Origin of the sequence: Arthrobacter sp. SX1312 (assembly GCF_002929295.1) — a bacterium.
GTDB lineage: Bacteria > Actinomycetota > Actinomycetes > Actinomycetales > Micrococcaceae > Arthrobacter_D.
In genome coordinates, this window is the sequence record NZ_PJIM01000003.1 from 288,320 (window position 1) to 309,978 (window position 21,659).

Here is a 21,659-nt window from a genome sequence, read left to right on the forward strand (position 1 = left end):
TTGAACGGGGAGTGTCACCGGCCTAGATTATTCTTATCTGAAGAGTGCTGTCGCACCGGCGTAATCCCTGCGTATATCGCGCTAACGCCCTCGCGATGCAGGGAGGTCAATTCAATGCCGAAGACACTGTCACCAACGGGCACCCTCTACCGTGGCCGGGAAGGCCAATGGTCCTGGGTGGCCCACCGCATCACCGGGGTCGTGATTTTCTTCTTCCTCCTCGTCCATGTCCTGGACACCTCGCTCGTGCGGGTCTCCCCGGAGGCGTACGACGCCGTCATCGCCTCCTACAAGAACCCGATCATGGGTCTCGGAGAACTCGGCCTCGTGGCCGCGATCGTCTTCCATGCCTTCAACGGCATCCGCGTCATCCTCGTGGACTTCTGGAAGAAAGGCCCCAAGTACCACCGCCAGATGCTCTGGAGCGTCGTCGGCCTCTGGGCGGTCGTCATGATCGCCTTCTCGATCCGCCATCTCTCGCACGTCTTCGGAGGTTAGGACCCCATGGCTACGCCAACCATTGAAACCCCCCGCTCCGGCCGGGTGTCCCCTGGCTACTCCCGTACCCCGGGCTCGCGGGGCAACTTCGAGATGATCGCCTGGCTGTTCATGCGCATCTCGGGGGCCATCCTGGTGGTGCTGATCTTCGTGCACCTCTACGTGAACCTCGTCGCGGGTGATGGCATCACCGGCATCGACTTCGGTTTCGTCGCCGGGAAGTGGGCGAGCCCCTTCTGGCAGATCTGGGACCTGACCATGCTGTGGCTGGCCATGCTGCACGGCACCAACGGCATCCGGGTGATCATCAACGACTACGCGGAGAAGAACAGCACGCGCATGTGGCTGAAGGGCGTCCTGTACACGTCGACCGTCGTGATCGTGGTCCTCGGCACGCTCGTGATCTTCACCTTCGATCCCTGCCCCGTCATCGACGGGGTGGCCCACGTCGCGGACTACTGCCCCGCCCCGTAACACCTGCCGCAGGCCGGCAACTCCCGCATGACGGGCCCTCCGGGCCGCACTCATGCAGCCTCAACGGTTTCAACAGAAAGAGCGACCAGCATGCAGGTCCACAAGTACGACGTCGTCATCGTCGGCGCGGGCGGCGCAGGAATGCGCGCGGCCATCGAATCGGGCCAGCGCGCCCGCACCGCCGTCCTGACGAAGCTCTACCCCACCCGCTCGCACACCGGAGCCGCGCAGGGCGGCATGTGTGCTGCACTCGCCAACGTCGAAGAGGACAACTGGGAGTGGCACACCTTCGACACGGTCAAGGGCGGCGACTACCTGGTCGACCAGGACGCCGCCGAGGTCATGGCGAAGGAAGCCATCGAGGCCGTCCTGGACCTCGAGAAGATGGGCCTGCCGTTCAACCGGACGCCCGAAGGACGCATCGACCAGAGGCGCTTCGGCGGCCACACGCGCGACCACGGCAAGGCGCCCGTCCGGCGCTCCTGCTACGCCGCCGACCGCACCGGGCACATGATCCTCCAGACGCTCTACCAGAACTGCGTCAAGCACAACGTCGAGTTCTACAACGAGTACTACGTCCTGGACCTCCTGATGGTGGACCAGGAAGTCACGGTGGACGGCGTGACGCGCATCGAGAAGCGCGTCGCGGGCGTCGTGTCCTACGATCTCGCCTCGGGAGAGCTGCACATCTTCCAGGCGAAGTCCGTCGTCTTCGCCTCGGGGGGCGTGGGCAAGGTCTACAAGACCACCTCGAACGCCCACACCCTGACCGGTGACGGCATGGGCATCGCGTTCCGCCGCGGCATCCCCCTCGAGGACATGGAGTTCTTCCAGTTCCACCCGACCGGCCTCGCAGGCCTGGGCATCCTCCTCTCGGAGGCCGCCCGCGGTGAGGGTGCAATCCTCCGCAACTCGGAGGGCGAGCGCTTCATGGAGCGCTACGCGCCGACCATCAAGGACCTCGCACCGCGTGACATCGTCGCGCGGTCGATGGCGAACGAGGTCCGCGAGGGTCGCGGCGCCGGCCCGAACAAGGACTACGTCCTCCTCGACCTGACGCACCTGGAGCCCGCGCACATCGACGCGAAGCTGCCCGACATCACCGAGTTCGCCCGCACCTACCTCGGTGTGGAGCCCTACACGGAGCCGGTGCCGGTCTTCCCGACGGCGCACTACGCCATGGGCGGCATCCCGACCAACGTCAAGGCCGAGGTCCTCGCGGACAACGACACCGTAGTGCCCGGCCTGTACGCCGCCGGCGAGGTCGCCTGCGTCTCCGTCCACGGCTCGAACCGCCTCGGCACCAACTCTCTGCTCGACATCAACGTGTTCGGGAAGCGGGCAGGCCTGGCCGCCGCCGAGTACGCCCTCACCGCCGACTTCGTCGACATCCCGGAGAACCCCACGGCCGAGACCGAGGAACTCCTGAACCGGGCGCGCAGCTCCGAGGGCGGGGAGCGCGTCGCGCTGATCCGCAAGGAGCTGCAGGACGTCATGGACGCCAACGTCCAGGTGTTCCGCACCGAGCAGACTCTCCTCGAGGCCTTGCGCGTGATCGATACACTGGAGGAGCGGTACACGCGCATCACCGTGCAGGACAAGGGGAAGCGTTTCAACCTGGACCTGCTGGAAGCCGTGGAGCTCGGGTTCCTCCTGGACATGGCGAAGGTCATGACCGCCGCGGCCCTGCACCGCAAGGAGTCCCGCGGCGGCCACTTCCGGGAGGACTACCCGGAGCGCGACGACGAGAACTTCATGACCCATTCCATGGCCTACAAGGATCCCAGCGCCATCGAGACCAGTGGTGTCCGCCTTGAGACCAAACCGGTGATCTTCACCCGATACCAGCCCATGGAGCGTAAGTACTGATGAGTACCGAAACGATCGAGAAGGAGCCGGCATCCAAGGTCGAGCTCGCACCCGGTGTCGGTGGCGGAGGAGAGATCCCCACGTTCGACATCACCCTGAAGGTGCGCCGCTACAATCCCGAGGTGTCCGACGAGGCGCACTGGGACGAGTGGCAGCTCACCATGTACGGCACCGACCGCGTGCTGGACGCCCTGCACAAGGTCAAGTGGGAGCACGACGGCTCCGTGTCCTTCCGCCGCTCGTGCGCCCACGGCGTATGCGGCTCGGACGCGATGCGCATCAACGGCCGCAACCGGCTCGCCTGCAAGACGTTGCTGAAGGACCTCGACACGTCCAAGCCCATCCTCGTGGAACCCATCAAGGGGCTCCCCGTGGAGAAGGACCTGATCGTGGACATGGAACCGTTCTTCCAGTCCTACCGGGAGATCATGCCGTTCCTGGTGAGCAAGGGCCACGAGCCCAGCAAGGAACGCCTGCAGTCCGCCGAGGAGCGCGAGCGCTACGACGACACCACCAAGTGCATCCTGTGTGCCGCGTGCACGTCGTCGTGCCCCGTGTTCTGGACCGACGGCCAGTACTTCGGGCCGGCCGCGATCGTCAACGCCCACCGGTTCATCTTCGACTCGCGGGACGACGCCGGGGACATGCGCCTGGAGATCCTCAACGACAAGGAGGGCGTCTGGCGCTGCCGGACCACCTTCAACTGCTCCGAGGCGTGCCCCCGCGGCATCCAGGTGACGAAGGCCATCTCCGAGGTCAAGCAGGCGATCCTCACCCGCAAGATCTGATCCGGCACCGCCGGGCAGGCAGCAGTACCCGGGGAAAGGGCGGTCCGTCTCGACGGACCGCCCTTTCCCTCGTCCGGGCACCCTCGACTCCGCATCGACGGCGTCGGACTAGGTACGGGTCTTCCGCCGACTCCGTTGCCGCAGCGATCCGGCCTTGGCGTGGTGCAGGCGGGCGGACTCGGCGGCCGCATCAGCCGTGCCCACGGCGCACCAGGCCGTCGCGAGCAGGTACACCTGGCTCAGCAGGTAGAACCAGACGAACAGGGCGACGACCACCGCGACCGACAGCAGGATCACACTGTTGCCGAAGAGTCCGACGATCTGCGTCGAGAAGAACCTGAGCACCGAGGTCCCGAGACCCGCGATGAGCGCTCCCTGCAGGAGGATCGGCTTCGGCATCGTGATCGCGGAGGAGGATCGGAGCAGGACCACGACGACGAAGGTGTCCAGGAGGATCATGATCGCGAACCCCGCGGCCTGGGTCAGCCCCTGCGTGGCCGCGCCGAGGTCGAGGAAGGAGAGCAGCGCTCCCAGGGTGTTGGTGGCCACCACGCCGAGCGCCGTCGTCACGACCATCACGACGCCGAGCAGGGCGAGGGTGACGAGGTCCTTGGCCCAGAGCACGAGCGGGATCGTGACCACGGGGGGCAGGCCGAAGATCCCCCGCATCGCCTGGCGCATCCCCCCGATCCACCCCAGGGAGGTCACCACCATGACACCCGCGGAGATGACGATGGTCCAGCCGAGACCACTCGTGGCCTCGAACAGGGCATCGGGGGTCACGAGGCCGGCCTGCCCCTCTCCCTGGTCGATCAGGCCCGGGACGGCCTGGTCGAGAAGGTCCACGGCGATGTCCTGCAGGTCCTCGTTCCCGGCGATGACGATGCCCAGGGCGGCGAACACGATCACGAGCAGCGCCGCGATGGCGAAGAAGAGGCGGTAGGCGAGACCTGCGGCCATGAGGGGGCCGCGCCTGCGGAGATACAGCTGGAAAACCCGCACCGCGCGGACGGTATTGATGCGGGACAGGGCGAGATCCACCCGCGCGACGAGGAGTTCCACGCCGCCGCTGCCGGAGCGGGTCAGTCGGCCGAGCCGGATCCGCGCCTCGGCGACCTTGCGGTGCAGCCCGGGCAGGTCGGCCGGCGAGGGCTGATCAACCTGCTGCGGCTTGGGAGCCGTCAGTGCCTTGACCAAAGTGCAGCTCCTCCCTCAGCTTCCAGAGCCCCGACGGCATGTGCTCATAGAGTCCCATGGAACGTACCTCGAACGAGGCCTCGAAGGTCTGCAGCTCCCCGACGGCGGCGTCCATCGCTGCGTCCGACACGTCGTGCGCCACGGTGACGTGCGGGTGGAAGGGGAAAGCGAGCTCACGCTCGAGCGGCCCGGCCTGCAGCCTGACATGAAGGTCCACGCACTCGTCGAAGCCCTCCACGAGCCTGAGGAAGACCACAGGTGAGATCGGCCGGAAGGACCCGGTGCCGCGGAGCCGCACGGTGAACGGGGCCTGGTCGCGGGCCACCGCGCGGACGTGGTCGATGGTCTCGTCCCAGTCCGTGGCCGGCGTCGTCGTGATCAGGGTGATGTGCGGCGGTACGACTGCCGCCATCGGGTCGCCGAAGGACGCCCGCCACAGCTCGAGGGTGCCGGCGAGCGGCTCGGGGATCGGGATGGTGACGCCTACGGAGCTACCGGCCACGCTCGAGGGGGACGTGGCTGCCGCCGCTCCGCGAGGTTGGATGATCGAGGCGCACATCGGTCAGAGTGACCCCGCGGCCGGGAGGAAACCGACGCGCGCATAGACCTCGGCGAGCGTGGGGGCGGCCAGGGCACGTGCCTTCGCGGCGCCCTTGGCGAGGAGTCGATCGAGTTCCGCGGGGTCGGAGAGCAGTTCCTCCGCCCGGCTGCGGACGGGGGTGAGGGCCTCCACCACCACCTCCGCGAGATCCACCTTCAGGTGGCCGTACATGCGCCCCTCGTACTCGGCCTCGAGCTCCGCGACGGTCCGCCCGGACAGACCGGCATAGATCGTCAGGAGGTTGGAGATCCCGGGCTTGTCGGTCCTGTCGAAGCGGATCTCCGTCCCGGCGTCGGTGACGGCGGACCGGATGCGCTTGGCGGTGACCTTCGGGTCGTCGAGGAGGTTGATCAGGCCAGCGGGGGACGACGCGGATTTGGACATCTTCGCCGTCGGGTTCTGCAGGTCGTAGATCTTCGCGGAGTCCTTCCGGATGAACGGTTCCGGCACCACGAAGGTCTCGCCGAACCGCGTGTTGAAGCGCTGCGCGAGGTCACGGCTGAGCTCCACGTGCTGGCGCTGGTCCTCCCCCACCGGGACGCCGTCGGGCTGGTAGAGGAGGATGTCCGCTGCCTGGAGGACCGGGTAGGTGAACAGGCCCACGCTCGCGGCATCGGTCCCCTGCTTCGACGCCTTGTCCTTGAACTGCGTCATGCGCGAGGCCTCACCGAACCCGGTGATGCAGTTCAGCACCCAGGCGAGCTGGGTGTGTTCCGGGACCTGCGACTGCACGAAGAGCGTCGCCCGGTCCGGGTCGACGCCGCCGGCGATGTACTGCGCGGCGGTGATCCGGGTGCGGTGCGCCAGTTCCTTCGGGTCCTGCGGCACGGTGATCGCATGCAGGTCGGGGATGAAGAAGACGGCGTCGTAGGTCTCCTGCAGGCGGACCCACTGCACGAGCGCGCCGAGGTAGTTGCCGAGGTGCAGCGAACCCGCCGAGGGCTGCATCCCCGAGAGGATGCGCTGCCGCCGTTCCGGGTGCGCGACGGGCGTGGGCTGTGTCATGGGGGCTGTCCTGAATCTAGATCTGGTAGTCGACGACGAGCGGCGCGTGGTCCGAGAACCTCGTGTCCCAGCTCGGCGCCCTGTCGACGTCGGCGCTCACAGCGCTCTTGGCGAGGGCCTGGGTGGCCAGCTGGTAGTCGATCCGCCAGCCCGTGTCGTTGTCGAACGCCTGGCCGCGCCAGGACCACCACGTGTAGGGGCCGTCGACGTCGCCCGCGAGGAGACGTGCCACGTCCACGAAGCCGCACTCGTCCGAGAGGAAACGGTCGAAGTACGCCCGCTCCTCGGGCAGGAAGCCCGCCTTCTTGACGTTGCCCTTCCAGTTCCTAATGTCCAGCCGGGTGTGGCCCACGTTGAGGTCCCCCATGACCACGGCGTGGTCGGCGCCGTCGCGCAGCTGCGGCAGACGGGCGGCCATCGCATCGAGGAACCGGTACTTGTCGTCCTGCTTCTGTGTGCCGACCTCACCGGAGTGGACGTATGCGCTCACCACGGTGAGGTGGGCGCCGTCCACATCGAAGTCGGCCTCCACCCAGCGGCCGGAGGTGTCGAAGTAGGAGTCGCCGATCGTGGTGCGTGTCGCCGTCGGCTCCCGCCGCGAGGCGACGGCGACCCCGGCGCGCCCCTTGGCCTCGGCCTCGGTGTGGAGGATATGCCAGTCCTCGCCCAGCAGGTCCCGGACGACGGCGTCGGGGGCCCGGACCTCCTGCAGGCAGAGGATGTCGACGTCCCGGCCGTCCAGCCATTCCTGCATCCCGCGCTTGTATGCGGCGCGGATTCCGTTGACGTTGACCGAGGCGATACGCAGGGATTCCTGGGGGGGATTCGAGGCCGGACTCACTCGATCCACTGTACCCGGCAGGGTATCCCGCTTCGTCCGGCGGGTGGGCCCCTCAGTCGACAATGGTGCCCTCGACGGGCCCGTCGGTGGAGCCCTTCATCATGGAGCGGGCATTGTGCGACGTGATCTCGATCGTCTCGAGGGCTCGCTCCACCATGCCCTCGTCCTTGCCGAGGTACTCCCTGACCACGCCGACCTGCACCTGGACGATCTTGAAGCTGTGATCGAGCTTCAGGTCACGGGCCCTGTCCGCGGCGGCAGGCTGGACCTGTCCCGAGGGACCTGCCCCGAACACGCCCTGGGCCTCCAGACGCGCCGTCGCCTTCCGTGCCGCTCCCCGGAGACTGAAGACCACATAGCTGAAGACGAGGAGCCAGCCGAGGGAGACGATCACCACCAGCCAGCCGACGACGTCGTTCTGGTTCGCCGCGAAGACCACGGCGACCAGGAACACGATCAGCATGACGGCCATCCCGGCACTGCCCATGCGCATGCTCGGACCCCGGCCCGCAGGCCTCCCATTACTCCCTAGTGACTGCATCCCACCATTCTCCAGCATCGGCAGCCCGCCCCCCGGTGCTTCCACCGCTGGCGAACTGTCAGACTTTGATAAGTTTCCATCAAGTTTCCCCATCCGTGACGGCAGTCACCCCGAAGTACCCTCGTGCGCGCCCCCTCGGTGCGCTTCACTCGTACTATGGAGGAACACCCATGAACAAGAAGATGCGTCTCCTGGCAGTACCGGCACTGGCGATCAGCGCTGTTGCTCTCGCTGCCTCCCCCGCGATGGCCGCCCATGACGGCGCCTACTCGTCCACCCTGGGCCAGCTCAACGGCACCACGGGCACCGGCTCCATCACCCTCGACGTCGCCGGTGACCAGGCCACGGTCAACCTCCAGGTTTCCGGCCTCGCCGAGACCTTCATGGACGCGCCGTACCCCCACGTCCAGCACATCCACGGTGGAGCCAAGGGCGTCTGCCCCACCCCCGCGGACGACGCTGACGGCAACGGCATCGTCAACGTGGCGGAGGGCGCCCCCGGATACGGCGACATCGTCACCACCCTCACCACCTCGGGTGCCACCACCCCGGCCGAGGGCCTGAACCTGGCGCTCGGCGGACAGGGCGGAACCTACTCCGTCCAGCGCACCATCACCATCGATGATGCCACCCAGAAGGCACTCGCCGCCGGCACCGCCGTCGTCGTCGTGCACGGTCTCGATCCCGCGACCGCCGGCGTCCCCGCAGAGGTCTTCGGCAGCCCCTCCGAGCTCAACCCCGATCTCCCCCTCGGCGCCACGTCGCCCGCACTCTGCGGCACCCTCGTGAAGACCCAGATGGGCGAGATGCCTTATGGCGGAGCCGACACGGGCGTTGCCACCGAGTCCTCCAACACCGCGGGCATGGTCGCCCTCGGTGGTGGCCTGGTCCTCGCCGCAGCAGCCGGCGGCACCTACGTGGTCCGTCGCCGTTCGGCCGACAACGCATAGTCCTGATCGTCGATGATCGATAGAGTGACCGGCCGCCGCTGGGGCTTCACCGCCCCGGCGGTGGCCGCACTTTTCCTCCTCGCCGGCTGTGGTGCTGCGGACCCCGCGACCACGCCGGCCCCCACCGTCTCCCCCACTGCCTCCCCGAGCGCAGATGCGAGCGCCGACGCGTCGGCTCCCTCCGCCTCCCCTTCCCCGTCGTCGACCGCGCCGTCGTCGACCGCCCCCGCGACGGCCCCTCCCCTGCCCGCCGTGCTCCCGGCCTCCGCGCCCGTCACGCTGGAGATCGCATCGATCGGCGTCCGGACCGACCTGCTGAAGCTCGGCCTGCGCGAGAACCGGAGCCTGGAGGTCCCGCCCGACGGCCCGGGGGCCCCCGCGAGCTGGTACGACCAGTCCCCGACGCCCGGCGATCGCGGCCCGGCCGTCCTGCTCGGCCACGTGAACGCCACCGACGGCGGCAAGGGCGTCTTCGCGGACCTCCGCGCACTCGAGGCCGGCGACCGCATGAGCGTCACCCGTGAGGACGGCACGACGGCGGTCTTCGAGTTCCAGCGCGGCGAGGCCTACGGGAAGGACGAGTTCCCCACCCTCGAGGTGTACGGGAACACCGCCGGATCGGAACTGCGCCTCATCACGTGCGACGGCTACAACCCCGACACGGGCGAGTTCGACGACAACTACGTCGTCTACGCGACGCTCGTCCTCTAGCAGCTACCGCAGGAAGAGCTTCCGCAGCCGCAGGGTCGTCAGTAGCATGCCCACGGCGATCATCACGAGGAAGTAGCCGACGTGGAGGACCGTCGCCGGCGTGAACGAGGCGACGCTGATCTGGCGCAGCAGTTCCACCCCGTGCCAGAGCGGCAGGGCCTGGATCAACCACTGGATGCCCTGCGGGTACACGCTGAGCGGGTAGAAGGTCGCCGAGAACAGGAACATCGGCAGCATCACGAAGTTGATCCATTCCATCTGCTGGAAGGTCTTCATGAAGCTGGTGATCCCCATGCCGAAGGACGCGAACCCGAACGCGATCACCACGGACGCGGGGACCATGAGCAGCGCCACGGGCGTCGTGATGAGCCCCATGAGCGCCATCACCGCGGTGAAGCCGGTCGCGTACAGGGCCCCGCGCAGGAGGGCCAGGAAGATCTCCCCGATCGCGACGTCCAGCGGCCCCAGCGAGGTGTACAGCATCCCCTGGTACAGCTTCGCGAAGTTCATCTTGAAGAAGACGTTCCAGGTGCTGTCGTAGACGGCGCCGTTCATGGCCGAGACCGCCAGCAGGGCCGGCGCGATGTAGGCGGCGTAACTGATCGGCCGGCCGTCGGGCCCCTCGACCGTCCCGACGAGGGCGCCGAGGCCCACGCCCATGGAGACCAGGTAGAGCACCGGTTCGAAGAAACCGGACACCATGATGAGCCAGTTGCTGCTGCGGGTCGCCAGGAGCCCGCGCGCGACGACGGCCTTCGCGTTGCGCGAGTACAGCGCGGCCAGGGGCCGTTTCGAGCCGTCCAGCGCGTAGTCCTGCCGGGTCAGCTGGGCGCTCATCGGCCGAGCCTCCTCGCGTAGACGGTGCGTGCCAGGCGCAGGCCGACGACGGCGAGGACCACGAGGTACAGCACGTGCACCACGGTGAGCCAGGGCGGGATGGCCTGCCCGTAGGTGAGGAGGCGACCGAGTTCCGTGCCGTGCCACAGCGGCGAGATCCACCCGATCCACTGCAGGAAGACCGGCAGGGTGTCGAGCGGGAAGAACGTGCCGGAGAACAGGAACATCGGGGTCACGATGAAGCGCATGACGAGCGCGAACTGGCCCTTGTCCTCCTCGACACTCGCCGAGTAGGCCATCAGCGGAAGGCCGAACGCCAGTCCGCTGAGCACGGCGACCGGGATGACGGCCGCCCCCGTGGCGGACGGCGACGCACCGAAGGCGGCGACGATGAGGAAGTAGATGATCGTGGTCGCGGTCAGCCGGGCGGTGATCGCGAGCACGTGCCCGTTGACGATCTGGCCGGTGCCGAGCGGCGACGCATGCGGACCGTAGTACACCCGCCGCCACTTGAACCCGTCCATGACGGGGTAGGTGAACTCGGTGGCCGCCGTCATGATGGTCGCGGACGCCAGCAGGGCCGGGGCGATGAAGGCCAGGTAGCTGACGCCACCGAAGGCCGACCCGGCGTTCCGGTCCACGAGCGTGGCCAGGCCCACGCCCATCGCGAAGAGGTACATGACCGGGGTGCCGACGCTGGAGGCGAGCAGCGTCCAGCGGTAGCCCTGCATGGAGCGGAGCACGTGCTCGGCGTAGTACCAGGATCCGAACGACCGGGCGCGGCGCGCGGAGACCTCCGGCGCGTGGGCGTGGAGGCGGTACGGCGGGCCGGTGGTGGCCTCCCGGACGGAAGGCCCGTTCTCACTCAACGAGACTCCTCCCGGTCAGGCGCAGGAACACGTCCTCGAGGGAGGACCGCCGCACGAGGGACGTGATGGGCTTCAGCCCCCGCGAGGTGACCTGCTCGAGGGCCGCCTCGCCGTCCCGGGCGTAGATGAGCACGCGGTCCGGCAGCGGCTCGAGCCGCTCGCCGATGCCCTGCAGTTCGTCCGCCACCGTGGTGTTGCGTGCCGAGCCGAACCGCAGTTCGAGCACCTCGCGGGTGGAGTGCTCCCGGATGAGCTGCGCGGGCGACCCCTCGGCCATGATCCGGCCCTCGTCCACGACGACGAGCCGGTCACAGAGCTGTTCCGCCTCGTCCATGTAGTGCGTGGTGAGGATGAGGGTCACCCCGGACTCCTTGAGCCGGAACAGCCGGTCCCAGAGGATGTGCCGCGCCTGCGGGTCCAGGCCCGTGGTGGGTTCGTCCAGCAGGAGGATCTTCGGTTCGTTGATGAGCGAGCGCGCGATGGTCAGGCGCCGCTTCATGCCACCCGACAACGCATCGACCTTCGCCCCGGCCTTGTCCGTGAGCTGGGCGAATTCCAGCAGTTCGTCGGCCTTCGGCCTGAGGTAGCTCATCGGGAGCCCGAAGTAGCGGCCGTAGACGATGAGGTTGTCGCGCACCTTCAGTTCCTCGTCGAGGTTGTCCTGCTGGGGGACGACCCCGAGGTGGGCGCGCACCTCCGGCCCGTGGTCCTCCGGGTCGAGGCCCATGATGGTGAGCCGGCCGGAGGTCCGCTGCGAGACCCCGCCGATCATGCGCATGGTGGTCGACTTCCCCGCGCCGTTCGGACCGAGCAGGCCGAAGGACTCCCCCGCCGGCACCTCGAAGGAGATGCCGTCGACCGCCTTGACGTCGCCGTAGTGCTTGCTGAGCTGCTGCGCGGAGATGACCGGTGGTCCGGCGGGGTGGGTGAGCACCCGCCCAGCCTAGGCGATGACCCCCGGGGCAGGAGCCGAGGAGGGCGCTCGCGTGTCTACGCCCGCGCGGCCCGGCGCTCCGCGGCCTCGACGACATTCGTGAGGAGCATCGCCCGGGTCATGGGACCCACGCCCCCGGGGTTCGGCGACAGCCAGCCGGCGACGGACGCCGCTGCGGGGTCGACGTCGCCGGTGAGCTTCGCCTTCCCGGTCTCCGGGTCCTCGACGCGGCTCACGCCGACGTCGAGGACGATCGCGCCGGGCTTGAGCCGGTCCGCCGTGATCATGTGCGGTATACCGGCGGCCGCCACGACCACGTCGGCGCGGCCGAGGTGGTCGGGGAGGTCGACGGTCCCGGTGTGGGCCAGGGTGACGGTCGCATTGATCTGCTTGCGCGTCAGGAGCAGTCCGAGCGGCCGGCCCACGGTGACGCCGCGCCCGACGACCAGCACGTTCAGGCCCTTGAGGGCGACGTCGTGCCGGAGGAGGAGCTCGACGATCCCGTGCGGGGTGCACGGCAGGGGCGAGTCCATCTCGGCGTTGACGTTGAGGACGAGCCTGCCGAGGTTCATCGGGTGCAGGCCGTCGGCGTCCTTCGCCGGGTCGATGCGTTCGAGGATCGCGTTGGTGTCGATGTGCGGGGGCAGCGGGAGCTGCACGATGTAGCCGGTCGTGGCGTCGTCGTCGTTCAGCTCGTCGAGGACCGCCTCGAGTTCCTCCTGGGTGATGGTGGCCGGGAGGTCCCGGCGCACGGAGGTGATGCCCACCTGGGCGCAGTCGCGGTGCTTGCCCGCCACGTAGGAGTGGCTGCCGGGGTCGTCGCCCACGAGTACCGTGCCGAGGCCCGGTGTCACCCCGCGCTCGCGGAGGACGGCCACACGCTCGGCGAGTTCCTCCTTGATCCGGGCGGCGGTCGCCTTGCCGTCAAGGATGCGTGCTGTCGTCGTCATGCGGATCGTCCTTCCGGGAGGGCTTGTCCAGTTGTTCGAGCAGGAATGCCTTGCCGCGGTCGCAGCAGCCGGTGAAGCAGCATTCCTCGGCGGGGATGTCGTAGCGGGTCGATGCGGCGGCCTCGGAGGCGAGGGCCCCGGGCGGGACCGCGTCTACCACTCCTCCTGGCCCGGGTACAGCGGGAAGTCGGCGGCGAGCGCGGACACGCGGGCGCGGAGGGCCTCGACGTCGGGTGAAGGCTTGAGCGCCGCAGCGATGATCTCGCCCACCTCGGTGAACTCGGTGGCGCCGAAACCGCGGGTCGCGAGTGCGGGGGTGCCGATCCGGAGGCCCGAGGTGACCATGGGCGGACGGGGATCGAACGGTACGGCGTTGCGGTTGACGGTGATCCCCACCGAGTGCAGCACGTCCTCGGCCTGCTGGCCGTCGAGCGACGAGTTCCGCAGGTCCACGAGGACGAGGTGGACGTCCGTGCCACCCGTGAGCACCGAGACGCCGTGCTCGGTGACATCGGAGGCCGTGAGTCGTTCGGCGATGATGCGCGCACCCTCGAGGACGCGCTCCTGGCGCTCCCTGAACTCGGCCGAGCCGGCGATTTTGAAGGCCGTGGCCTTGCCCGCGATGACGTGCATGAGCGGGCCGCCCTGCTGACCGGGGAAGACGGCCGAGTTGAGCTTCTTGGCCCATTCCTGCTTGGCGAGGATCACGCCCGAGCGGGGACCCGCGAGAGTCTTGTGGACCGTGGAGGTGACGACGTCGGAGTGCGGGACGGGGCTGGGGTGGACGCCGGCGGCGACGAGGCCTGCGAAGTGGGCCATGTCGGTCCACAGCAGGGCGCCGACCTCGTCAGCGATCGAGCGGAACGCCGCGAAGTCGAGCTGGCGGGGGTAGGCCGACCAGCCGGCGATGATGACCTGGGGCTTCGCGGCGAGAGCCTGCTCACGGACGCGCTCCATGTCCAGGCGGTGGGTGTCCTCCTCGACGCCGTAGGCCGCGACTTCGTAGAGCTTGCCCGAGAAGTTGAGCTTCATGCCGTGCGTGAGGTGGCCGCCGTGCGCGAGGGAGAGCCCCATGATCTTCTCGCCGGGCTTGATCATGGCCGAGAGCGCCGCTGCGTTGGCCTGCGCGCCGGAGTGCGGCTGGACGTTCGCGAACTCGGCACCGAACAGTGCCTTGACCCGCTCGATCGCGAGGTTCTCGGCGACGTCGACGTGCTCGCAGCCGCCGTAGTAGCGGCGCCCCGGGTAGCCCTCCGCGTACTTGTTGGTGAGCACGCTGCCCTGGGCCTCGAGGACGGCGCGCGGCGCGAAGTTCTCCGAGGCGATCATCTCGAGGGTGTCCCGCTGCCGTGCGAGCTCGTCCCGGAGGACGGCGGCGATCTCCGGATCCACCTCGGACAGGGGGGCGTTGGTGACGGAGTCGGCGTGGGAGGGAGCCATGGGCGAAGTGGTCATCGGTCGATCCTTCTCTGGGTCTCGCAAGGGGGTCAGCGTGAATCGCGGGCGGGGGTCGGAACCGCAGTCCGCGCCCCGGCCGCTCTAACGTGACCCGCGGCCCAGGCGTGCGATCCGTGGTCTGCACTGGAAGCGCGGGCGAACCCCGCAGGGGATCCCGGCCTCCCGCCGCTTCCTGGTGGTTGCCCACCCTACGCCAGTCGCGACGCTCCCATGCTAGCCGGAATACGACGACGGCGGGACAGGTTCCGCATCAGTGGAGCGGCGGCCGACGGGCGGCGCTGCACCGGGGAGGGCGTCGCCATGCACGGTCCGGCACGGGAAGAGGGCGGAACGGAACGGCGTGTCCGCGTCGTCGTGATCGGCGCCGGCCAGGCGGGGCTCAGCAGCGCCCACCATCTGGCGCGCCGGGGCCTCCGCCCGCACCGGGACTTCGTGGTCCTCGACGCCAACCCCGCCCCGGGCGGTGCCTGGCTGCACCGCTGGCCCGCCCTCACCTTCGACGCCGCCCACGCCCTGCACGACCTCCCGGGCCTGCGCCTCGGCACGCCGGACCCGGAGGAACCCGCCTCCCGGGTGGTCGGCCGGTACTACGGGGACTACGAGCGGACCTTCGCCCTGCCCGTGCTCCGGCCGGTCCGGGTGACCGGGGTGGAGTCCGACGACGACGGCCCGCTCCGGGTGTCCACGCCGGACGGCACCTGGCTGGCCGACGTCGTCGTCAGTGCGACCGGCACCTGGGACCGCCCCTACTGGCCCCACTACCATGGCCGCGACGTGTTCGCCGGGCGTCAGCTGCACACGCACGACTACCGCTCGGCCGGCGAGTTCGCGGGCCGGCGCGTCCTCGTGGTGGGCGGCGGGACCTCGGCCGCGCAGTTCGTCCTCCAGCTCCACGCGGCCGGGGCGACGCCCCTCTGGTCGACCCGCCGGCCGCCGTCGTTCACCCGCCGGCCGTTCGACGCCGAGTGGGGCCGGGAGGTCGAGGCCGCGGTCGATGCGCGGACGAGGGCGGGCCTCCCGCCGGCCAGTGTGGTGTCGGCGACGGGCCTTCCGCTCACGGCCGAGTACCGGGCGGGCGTCGACGCCGGGATCCTCGTCTCGCGCGGCCCCCTGGCCGGGCTGCGCGAGCGGTCGGCGGTGTTCACGGACGGGACCGAGGAGCCCGTCGACGTCGTGCTCTGGGCCACCGGCTTCCGGGCCGCCCTGGACCACCTCGCACCGCTGCGCCTCCGGGAGCCCGGCGGCGGCATCGCCATGGACGGGGTGCACGTACTGAAGGAGCCGCGCCTCCTGCTCGTCGGCTACGGCGCATCGGCGTCGACGCTCGGCGCGTCACGCGCGGGGCGGGCGGCGGCGACGGCAGCCGCGGCCCGGCTGCGCGGGATCGCGTCACAATCGGGGCCCCCCGGTAATCTGGCGTAGGTGACCTCCCCCGACGCCCCGCGCTCCTTCTCCCTGACGCTGTCCTGCCCCGACCGGCCCGGGATCGTCCACGGTGTCTCGGGTGCCCTGGTCGGCGTGGGGGCCAATATCACCGAGTCGCAGCAGTACGGCAGCCCGGACACGGGTACCTTCTTCATGCGCGTGGCACTCGACACCGATGCGTCCGAGGAGGACCTCCGCTCGGCCCTCGGGCCCGTGGCCGGGGAGTTCGGCATGGACTGGTCGGTGGCCCCGTCCGCACGCCGTACGCGGACGCTCATCATGGTGTCCAAGGCCGCGCACTGCCTCAACGACCTCCTCTTCCAGCACCGCTCGGGCACGCTCGCCATCGACATCCCCGTGATCGTGTCCAACCATCGCGACCTCGAGGGACTCGCCGCGTTCTACGGCGTCGAGTTCCACCACATCCCGGTGACGCCCGAGACCAAGGACGACGCCGAGGACAGGCTGCGCGCGCTGATGGACGAGCACGGGATCGAACTCGTGGTCCTCGCGCGGTACATGCAGATCCTCAGCGACCGGCTCTGCGAGGACCTGCTGGGCCGGGCCATCAACATCCACCACTCGTTCCTGCCGTCCTTCAAGGGCGCCCGCCCGTACCACCAGGCCCATGCACGCGGCGTGAAGCTGATCGGTGCCACCGCCCACTACGTCACCGGGGCCCTCGACGAGGGGCCGATCATCGAGCAGGAGGTCATCCGCGTGGATCATGCGCGCACGGCCGAGCAGCTGACCTCGATCGGCCGGGAGCTCGAGGGACGCGCGCTGGTGCAGGCGGTGCAGTGGCATGCCGAGCGGCGCGTGCTCCTCGACGGTCGCCGCACGATCGTCTTCAACTAACACCCCTCCCGCGACGGCAGGGCGTCGCCTAGGCTGACGCCATGGCACACCTCATCCCCTTCCGCGGCAGGACCCCCGTCATCAGCGATTCGGCCTTCACGGCACCGACCGCGTCCCTCATCGGAGAGGTGACGCTCGGCGAATCCGCCAGCGTCTTCTACGGTGCCAGTGTCCGGGCGGACACGGCCGCGATCTCGATCGGCGAGGGGTCCAACCTGCAGGACAACGTGGTGGTCCACGCCGATCCGGGCTACCCGGCCACGATCGGGGCTCGCGTCAGCGTGGGGCACAGTGCCGTGGTGCACGGGTGCACGATCGAGGACGACTGCCTCATCGGGATGAGCGCCACGGTCATGAACGGCGCTGTCATCGGCGCCGGGTCGCTGGTCGCCGCCGGCGCCGTCGTGCTGGAGGGCACGGTCGTCCCGCCGCGGTCGCTCGTCGCCGGCGTCCCGGCCAAGGTGCGCCGGGAACTGGACGACGACGAGGTCGGGGCCGTGCGGGCGAACGCCGACCGCTACAAGACTCTCGCCCAGGAGCACCGCCAAGCGTTCACTTCTTGACGACAGGCATCAGGTGCGGCAGCCTTATGCCATGCCCGCAGAATCCCCCTCGACGGCGAGGACGAGCTCGAGCGGCCCGCCTCCGAAACCGGGTTCGCAGTCCGCCCTGCGCGAGCGGAACCAGCAGCGCGTCATCGCGGCCCTCATGAGCGGCGGGCCCCGGACCCAGGCGGAACTCGCCCGGCAGACGGGCCTCTCCACGGCGACGGTGTCCAACATCGTGAAGTTCATGGCCACGACCGGGATCGTGAGCACCGTGCCGACCACCAGCTCGGGGCGCCGGGCCCTGTCCGTCGTCCTCAACGACAACGGGCAGGTCGCGGCGGGCATCGACATCGGACGCCGACACCTCCGCGTGGTCCTCGCGAGCCCCAACTACCGGGTCCTGCAGGAGGCCTCCGTCGCCCTCCCGCTCGGCCACAGTGCACACGACGGGCTGGCTGCCGCGTCGGACCTCCTGGACACCCTGCTCGAGAACGGCGGCATCTCCCGGGGCGCGCTCCTCGGTGCGGGCATCGGGATCCCGGGTCCCATCGACCGTCGGAGCGGGACGGTGGTGCAGGGCGCCATCCTGCCCGAGTGGGTGGGCATCACCATCCACGAGACATTCAGTGAACGGCTCGGCGTGCCCGTCTTCATCGACAACGACGCCAATCTCGGCGCCCTGGCGCAGGTGACCTGGGGCCCGCACAGTGCGGTGGACAACCTCATGTTCGTCAAGGTGGGGTCCGGCATCGGCTCCGGGCTCGTCCTCAACGGTGCGCTGTTCTACGGCAATGTCGGGATCACCGGGGAGCTGGGGCACACCACCATCAATGAGCACGGCCTCATCTGCCGGTGCGGCAACCGCGGCTGCCTCGAGACCGTCGCCTCGACCTCCACGATGATCGAGCTGCTCAGCCGTGGCGGCAGCGAGCCCGTGGACACCCGGCGCATCGTGGACCGGGCACTCACCGGCGACACCGCGACCCTGCGCGTCATCGACGACGCCGGCGCCGCCATCGGGCGGGCGCTCGCCCACATGGCCAACCTGATCAACCCCGAGACGATCGTCGTCGGCGGTCCGCTCACCGATCTCGGCGAGATCCTCCTCGGGCCGATCCGGCGTGGACTGTCCCGCCATGCCGTGCCGATCATCGGCGAGACGACGGCCGTCTGCATGTCCTCGCTCGGCGACCGCGCCGAGGCCCTCGGTGGCGCCGCCGTCGTCCTCGCCCAGGCAGGACTCTCGCCCGCTCTCGTGGGCTCCACCTAAAGATTTCCTCTGTTTTCGCGGAGCCATGCGTTCAACAGTTGACTGCAAAGGCTCGGGGATGTTCAATTCTTCTCAGGTCGTGATTCGGCCTGCATCAAGACAACGCCGTCACTGCGGGAGAATCCATGAAGAACCACATCATCCTCGAGATGCGCTCCATCACGAAGGAGTTCCCGGGCGTCAAGGCCCTCGCGGACGTCTCGATCGAGGTGCGTGCAGGCGAGATCCACGCGATCTGCGGTGAGAACGGCGCCGGGAAGTCGACACTCATGAAGGTCCTCTCGGGCCTCTACCCGTACGGCGACTACTCGGGCGACATCATCTTCCAGGGCGAAGAGGTCCGGTTCAAGGACATCCGCTCCAGTGAGGCCGCGGGGATCGTCATCATCCACCAGGAACTCGCGCTGATCCCGGAGCTCTCGATCGCGGAGAACATCTTCCTGGGCAACGAGCCCGCCCGCTTCGGCGTCATCGACTGGGACCATGTCAACCGGACCACCCTGGAGCTCATGGCCCGCGTGGGCCTGAGCGAGGACCCGACCACCAAGATCAAGGACATCGGCGTCGGCAAGCAGCAGCTCGTCGAGATCGCCAAGGCACTCAGCAAGTCGGTGAAGCTGCTCATCCTCGACGAGCCCACCGCGGCGCTGAACGAGTCCGACTCGCAGCACCTCCTGGACCTGATGGCCGGCCTGCGGTCCAAGGGCATCAGCTGCATCATGATCTCCCACAAGCTCAACGAGATCGAGCAGATCGCCGACTCGATCACCATCATCCGCGACGGCAGGTCCATCGAGACCCTGCACGTCAAGGAGGACGGCGTCGACGAGGACCGCATCATCCGCGGGATGGTGGGCCGTTCGCTCGAGTCCCGCTTCCCGGACCACACCCCGACGATCGGTGAGACCTTCTTCGAGGTACGGAACTGGACCGTCGGACACCCCACCGTGCCGGACCGCCTGGTGTGCAAGAACTCGAGCTTCAAGGTGCGGCGCGGCGAGATCGTCGGGTTCGCGGGGCTGATGGGCGCCGGGCGTACGGAGCTCGCGCGCTCGGTCTTCGGCCGCTCCTACGGCACCTTCAAGTCCGGCCAGATCGTCATGGACGGCAAGGAGGTCACGCTCCGCTCGGTGCCCCAGGCGATCGACGCCGGCCTCGCCTACGTCACCGAGGACCGCAAGTCGCTCGGCCTCAACCTGCTGGACGACATCAAGACCACCACGGTGTCCGCAAACCTGCAGAAGATCACGCGCGGTCTCGTCGTCGACAGGGACGAGGAGTTCAGGATCTCCGAGGAGTACCGGAAGTCGCTGCGCACCAAGACGCCGAGCGTCAACGAGGGCGTCGCGAAGCTCTCGGGCGGCAACCAGCAGAAGGTCGTCCTCGCGAAGTGGATGTTCACCGATCCCGAACTGCTGATCCTCGACGAGCCCACCCGCGGCATCGATGTGGGAGCCAAGTACGAGATCTACGGCATCATCCAGAAACTCGCCGACCAGGGGAAGGGCGTCATCGTCATCTCCTCCGAACTGCCCGAACTGCTCGGCCTCTCGGACCGGATCTACACGATCTTCGAGGGCGCCATCACCGGTGAAGTGGAACGCGAGAACGCGAACCAGGAATCCCTGATGAAACTCATGACCGCCAGCAGGAAATCCGCCTGACCCGTTGACCCAAGGAAAGACACCATGAATTCCCTCAAGCAAATCTTCGGCGGGAACACCCGCCAGTTCGGGATGATCTTCGCCCTGGTCGCGCTCGTCCTGTTCTTCCAGTGGCGCACGGGCGGCAAGATGCTCACGTCCGTCAACATGATGAACCTGTTCAACGGCAACTCGTACATCCTCATCCTCGCGATCGGGATGGTGCTGGTCATCATCGCCGGGCACATCGACCTCTCCGTCGGCTCCGTCGCCGCGTTCGTCGGCATCGTCGTCGCGATCGCGATGCGCGACTGGGGCATCCCCTGGTACCTCGGGGTGGTGCTCGGTCTGGCGCTCGGTGCGCTCATCGGGGTGTGGCAGGGCTTCTGGGTGGCCTATGTCGGCATACCCGCGTTCATCGTCACCCTCGCCGGGATGCTCATCTTCCGCGGCGCCAACCAGTCCGTGGGCAACTCCCTCACCGTCCCGGTCCCCGAGGGCTTCCGTGAGCTCGGCGCGGGCTACCTGCCCGAGGTCGGTCCCAACATCGGCTACAACAACCTGACCCTGCTGATGGGCTTCGCCCTCGTGGCCTTCGTGATCTACAACGAGGTCCGGGGACGCCGCAAGCTGGAGAAGATCAACGCCGAGGTGCCCCCCATGTGGGTTCCCGTCACCAAGGTGGTCCTGCTCTCCGCGGTCATCCTCTACGCGACCTACCTCTTCGCGACCGGGCGTCCCGGGACGTCCTTCCCGGTCCCCGGCCTGATCCTCGGCGTCCTCGTCATCATCTACGCGTTCATCTCCAACAAGACCATCGCCGGCCGCCACGTGTACGCCGTCGGTGGCAACCGCCACGCGGCCGAGCTGTCCGGTGTGCAGGGCAAGCGCGTGAACTTCATGGTCATGATGAACATGTCGATCCTCGCGGCCCTCGCGGGCATGATCTTCGTCGGCCGCTCGACCGCCTCCGGTCCGTCGGACGGCGTCGGCTGGGAGCTCGATGCGATCGCGGCCGTGTTCATCGGCGGCGCAGCCGTCACCGGTGGCGTCGGGACCGTGGTGGGATCCATCATCGGAGGCCTCGTCATGGCCGTCCTGAACAACGGACTGCAGCTCCTCGGAGCCGGCGCCGACGACACCCAGATCATCAAGGGCCTCGTCCTGCTCATCGCCGTCGCCTTCGACGTCTACAGCAAGAGCCAGGGCAAGCCGTCCATCATCGGGCTGATCACCAGGCGGTTCGGCGGAGGCGACGGCGGCAAGAAGGTCGACACCGAGGTCCCCACTCCCTCCCCGACCGAGCAGGCCGTCGGAACGAAGCAGGTCATCTCGCACGACGTCTAGGGCCCGGCATCCCCGGTTCCCGGAACCACAGCTTTCCCCGTCCAC

The 21,659-nt window shown here is 68.7% G+C and carries 23 protein-coding genes; 12 read left to right on the forward strand and 11 right to left on the reverse strand.

What is annotated here, in order from left to right; translation table 11 throughout:
* Nucleotides 1-114 precede the first annotated feature (114 nt).
* The 4 genes from sdhC (at nucleotide 115) to CXQ92_RS14520 (ending at nucleotide 3,629) form a co-directional block, all read left to right on the forward strand.
* Nucleotides 115-498 (forward strand): succinate dehydrogenase, cytochrome b556 subunit, encoded by a 384-nt coding sequence (gene sdhC, locus CXQ92_RS14505; protein WP_052274151.1) that lies wholly within the window; start codon nucleotides 115-117, stop codon nucleotides 496-498.
* Nucleotides 499-504: 6 nt separating this feature from the next.
* A complete protein-coding gene (locus CXQ92_RS14510) occupies nucleotides 505-972 on the forward strand; it encodes a succinate dehydrogenase hydrophobic membrane anchor subunit (RefSeq protein WP_104168466.1) in 468 nt (155 codons plus the stop codon).
* 90 nt (nucleotides 973-1,062) lie between these two features.
* Nucleotides 1,063-2,841: a succinate dehydrogenase flavoprotein subunit gene (gene sdhA, locus CXQ92_RS14515; protein WP_104168467.1), complete on the forward strand. Its 1,779-nt coding sequence runs from the start codon at nucleotides 1,063-1,065 to the stop codon at nucleotides 2,839-2,841.
* On the forward strand, nucleotides 2,841-3,629 hold the full coding sequence (locus tag CXQ92_RS14520; RefSeq protein WP_104168468.1) for a succinate dehydrogenase iron-sulfur subunit: 789 nt from the start codon (nucleotides 2,841-2,843) through the stop codon (nucleotides 3,627-3,629). Before sdhA ends, CXQ92_RS14520 begins: the two co-directional genes overlap by 1 nt.
* A 108-nt stretch (nucleotides 3,630-3,737) precedes the next feature.
* Here the strand turns inward: CXQ92_RS14520 and CXQ92_RS14525 are convergent, their stop codons facing one another.
* The 5 genes from CXQ92_RS14525 to CXQ92_RS14545 are packed head-to-tail and all read right to left on the reverse strand — an operon-like array spanning nucleotide 3,738 to nucleotide 7,814.
* Nucleotides 3,738-4,826, reverse strand: coding sequence for a YihY/virulence factor BrkB family protein (locus CXQ92_RS14525; protein ID WP_104168469.1), 1,089 nt, complete (start codon nucleotides 4,824-4,826; stop codon nucleotides 3,738-3,740).
* The gene (locus CXQ92_RS14530) at nucleotides 4,786-5,328 is read right to left on the reverse strand and encodes a 2'-5' RNA ligase family protein (RefSeq protein WP_306738641.1); all 543 of its coding nucleotides are present in this window, start codon (nucleotides 5,326-5,328) and stop codon (nucleotides 4,786-4,788) included. The genes CXQ92_RS14525 and CXQ92_RS14530 overlap by 41 nt, the downstream gene beginning before the upstream one ends.
* A gap of 60 nt (nucleotides 5,329-5,388) precedes the next feature.
* On the reverse strand, nucleotides 5,389-6,432 hold the full coding sequence (gene trpS, locus CXQ92_RS14535; protein ID WP_104168471.1) for a tryptophan--tRNA ligase: 1,044 nt from the start codon (nucleotides 6,430-6,432) through the stop codon (nucleotides 5,389-5,391).
* A gap of 16 nt (nucleotides 6,433-6,448) precedes the next feature.
* Nucleotides 6,449-7,282 (reverse strand): exodeoxyribonuclease III, encoded by an 834-nt coding sequence (locus CXQ92_RS14540; RefSeq protein ID WP_104168472.1) that lies wholly within the window; start codon nucleotides 7,280-7,282, stop codon nucleotides 6,449-6,451.
* A 43-nt stretch (nucleotides 7,283-7,325) separates the two neighbouring features.
* Entirely contained in the window at nucleotides 7,326-7,814 is a 489-nt protein-coding gene (locus tag CXQ92_RS14545; RefSeq protein ID WP_104168473.1) for a hypothetical protein, read from the reverse strand.
* A 170-nt stretch (nucleotides 7,815-7,984) separates the two neighbouring features.
* Here CXQ92_RS14545 and CXQ92_RS14550 point away from each other — a divergent pair, with 170 nt between their 5' ends.
* Nucleotides 7,985-8,764, forward strand: coding sequence for a CHRD domain-containing protein (locus CXQ92_RS14550; RefSeq protein WP_104168474.1), 780 nt, complete (start codon nucleotides 7,985-7,987; stop codon nucleotides 8,762-8,764).
* 12 nt (nucleotides 8,765-8,776) lie between these two features.
* The gene (locus tag CXQ92_RS18245) at nucleotides 8,777-9,475 is read left to right on the forward strand and encodes a sortase (protein WP_181033680.1); all 699 of its coding nucleotides are present in this window, start codon (nucleotides 8,777-8,779) and stop codon (nucleotides 9,473-9,475) included.
* Nucleotides 9,476-9,478: 3 nt separating this feature from the next.
* Here CXQ92_RS18245 and CXQ92_RS14560 read toward each other — a convergent pair whose 3' ends face one another.
* From CXQ92_RS14560 to glyA, 6 genes are read right to left on the reverse strand one after another with little or no spacing between them, the layout of a single operon-like run.
* Entirely contained in the window at nucleotides 9,479-10,312 is an 834-nt protein-coding gene (locus CXQ92_RS14560; protein WP_104168475.1) for an ABC transporter permease, read from the reverse strand.
* Complete coding sequence (locus CXQ92_RS14565; RefSeq protein WP_258069966.1) at nucleotides 10,309-11,181, reverse strand: ABC transporter permease; 873 nt, start codon at nucleotides 11,179-11,181, stop codon at nucleotides 10,309-10,311. The genes CXQ92_RS14560 and CXQ92_RS14565 overlap by 4 nt, the downstream gene beginning before the upstream one ends.
* Nucleotides 11,174-12,115 (reverse strand): ABC transporter ATP-binding protein, encoded by a 942-nt coding sequence (locus tag CXQ92_RS14570; RefSeq protein WP_104168476.1) that lies wholly within the window; start codon nucleotides 12,113-12,115, stop codon nucleotides 11,174-11,176. The genes CXQ92_RS14565 and CXQ92_RS14570 overlap by 8 nt, the downstream gene beginning before the upstream one ends.
* Before the next feature lie 56 nt (nucleotides 12,116-12,171).
* Entirely contained in the window at nucleotides 12,172-13,065 is an 894-nt protein-coding gene (locus CXQ92_RS14575; protein ID WP_104168477.1) for a bifunctional methylenetetrahydrofolate dehydrogenase/methenyltetrahydrofolate cyclohydrolase, read from the reverse strand.
* Complete coding sequence (locus CXQ92_RS14580) at nucleotides 13,040-13,225, reverse strand: hypothetical protein (protein WP_104168478.1); 186 nt, start codon at nucleotides 13,223-13,225, stop codon at nucleotides 13,040-13,042. Before CXQ92_RS14580 ends, CXQ92_RS14575 begins: the two co-directional genes overlap by 26 nt.
* On the reverse strand, nucleotides 13,219-14,520 hold the full coding sequence (gene glyA, locus CXQ92_RS14585) for a serine hydroxymethyltransferase (RefSeq protein WP_104168479.1): 1,302 nt from the start codon (nucleotides 14,518-14,520) through the stop codon (nucleotides 13,219-13,221). The genes CXQ92_RS14580 and glyA overlap by 7 nt, the downstream gene beginning before the upstream one ends.
* 303 nt (nucleotides 14,521-14,823) lie before the next feature.
* On the opposite strand from glyA, the gene CXQ92_RS14590 reads away from it, so the two are divergent.
* The 6 genes from CXQ92_RS14590 (at nucleotide 14,824) to mmsB (ending at nucleotide 21,614) form a co-directional block, all read left to right on the forward strand.
* Entirely contained in the window at nucleotides 14,824-15,945 is a 1,122-nt protein-coding gene (locus CXQ92_RS14590) for an FAD-dependent oxidoreductase (RefSeq protein ID WP_104168480.1), read from the forward strand.
* The gene (purU, locus tag CXQ92_RS14595; RefSeq protein WP_104168481.1) at nucleotides 15,946-16,806 is read left to right on the forward strand and encodes a formyltetrahydrofolate deformylase; all 861 of its coding nucleotides are present in this window, start codon (nucleotides 15,946-15,948) and stop codon (nucleotides 16,804-16,806) included.
* A 41-nt stretch (nucleotides 16,807-16,847) separates the two neighbouring features.
* Nucleotides 16,848-17,369, forward strand: coding sequence for a gamma carbonic anhydrase family protein (locus tag CXQ92_RS14600; RefSeq protein ID WP_104168482.1), 522 nt, complete (start codon nucleotides 16,848-16,850; stop codon nucleotides 17,367-17,369).
* 31 nt (nucleotides 17,370-17,400) lie between these two features.
* Nucleotides 17,401-18,624: an ROK family transcriptional regulator gene (locus CXQ92_RS14605; RefSeq protein WP_104168483.1), complete on the forward strand. Its 1,224-nt coding sequence runs from the start codon at nucleotides 17,401-17,403 to the stop codon at nucleotides 18,622-18,624.
* 125 nt (nucleotides 18,625-18,749) lie between these two features.
* The gene (gene mmsA / locus CXQ92_RS14610) at nucleotides 18,750-20,288 is read left to right on the forward strand and encodes a multiple monosaccharide ABC transporter ATP-binding protein (RefSeq protein ID WP_104168484.1); all 1,539 of its coding nucleotides are present in this window, start codon (nucleotides 18,750-18,752) and stop codon (nucleotides 20,286-20,288) included.
* A gap of 24 nt (nucleotides 20,289-20,312) precedes the next feature.
* Nucleotides 20,313-21,614, forward strand: coding sequence for a multiple monosaccharide ABC transporter permease (gene mmsB / locus CXQ92_RS14615; protein ID WP_104168485.1), 1,302 nt, complete (start codon nucleotides 20,313-20,315; stop codon nucleotides 21,612-21,614).
* The last annotated feature ends 45 nt before the right edge of the window (nucleotides 21,615-21,659 follow it).

Excerpts from the sequence above, each read along its gene's own strand:
- sdhC (WP_052274151.1), top strand. The coding sequence starts at position 115 with ATGCCGAAGACACTGTCACCAACGGGCACCCTCTACCGTGGCCGGGAA.
- CXQ92_RS14575 (WP_104168477.1), bottom strand. The coding sequence starts at position 13,065 with ATGACGACGACAGCACGCATCCTTGACGGCAAGGCGACCGCCGCCCGG.
- CXQ92_RS14510 (WP_104168466.1), top strand. The coding sequence starts at position 505 with ATGGCTACGCCAACCATTGAAACCCCCCGCTCCGGCCGGGTGTCCCCT.
- sdhA (WP_104168467.1), top strand. The coding sequence starts at position 1,063 with ATGCAGGTCCACAAGTACGACGTCGTCATCGTCGGCGCGGGCGGCGCA.
- mmsA (WP_104168484.1), top strand. The coding sequence starts at position 18,750 with ATGAAGAACCACATCATCCTCGAGATGCGCTCCATCACGAAGGAGTTC.
- CXQ92_RS14550 (WP_104168474.1), top strand. The coding sequence starts at position 7,985 with ATGAACAAGAAGATGCGTCTCCTGGCAGTACCGGCACTGGCGATCAGC.
- CXQ92_RS18245 (WP_181033680.1), top strand. The coding sequence starts at position 8,777 with ATGATCGATAGAGTGACCGGCCGCCGCTGGGGCTTCACCGCCCCGGCG.
- CXQ92_RS14545 (WP_104168473.1), bottom strand. The coding sequence starts at position 7,814 with ATGCAGTCACTAGGGAGTAATGGGAGGCCTGCGGGCCGGGGTCCGAGC.
- trpS (WP_104168471.1), bottom strand. The coding sequence starts at position 6,432 with ATGACACAGCCCACGCCCGTCGCGCACCCGGAACGGCGGCAGCGCATC.
- mmsB (WP_104168485.1), top strand. The coding sequence starts at position 20,313 with ATGAATTCCCTCAAGCAAATCTTCGGCGGGAACACCCGCCAGTTCGGG.
- CXQ92_RS14520 (WP_104168468.1), top strand. The coding sequence starts at position 2,841 with ATGAGTACCGAAACGATCGAGAAGGAGCCGGCATCCAAGGTCGAGCTC.
- CXQ92_RS14600 (WP_104168482.1), top strand. The coding sequence starts at position 16,848 with ATGGCACACCTCATCCCCTTCCGCGGCAGGACCCCCGTCATCAGCGAT.
- CXQ92_RS14560 (WP_104168475.1), bottom strand. The coding sequence starts at position 10,312 with ATGAGCGCCCAGCTGACCCGGCAGGACTACGCGCTGGACGGCTCGAAA.
- CXQ92_RS14605 (WP_104168483.1), top strand. The coding sequence starts at position 17,401 with ATGCCCGCAGAATCCCCCTCGACGGCGAGGACGAGCTCGAGCGGCCCG.
- glyA (WP_104168479.1), bottom strand. The coding sequence starts at position 14,520 with ATGACCACTTCGCCCATGGCTCCCTCCCACGCCGACTCCGTCACCAAC.
- CXQ92_RS14590 (WP_104168480.1), top strand. The coding sequence starts at position 14,824 with ATGCACGGTCCGGCACGGGAAGAGGGCGGAACGGAACGGCGTGTCCGC.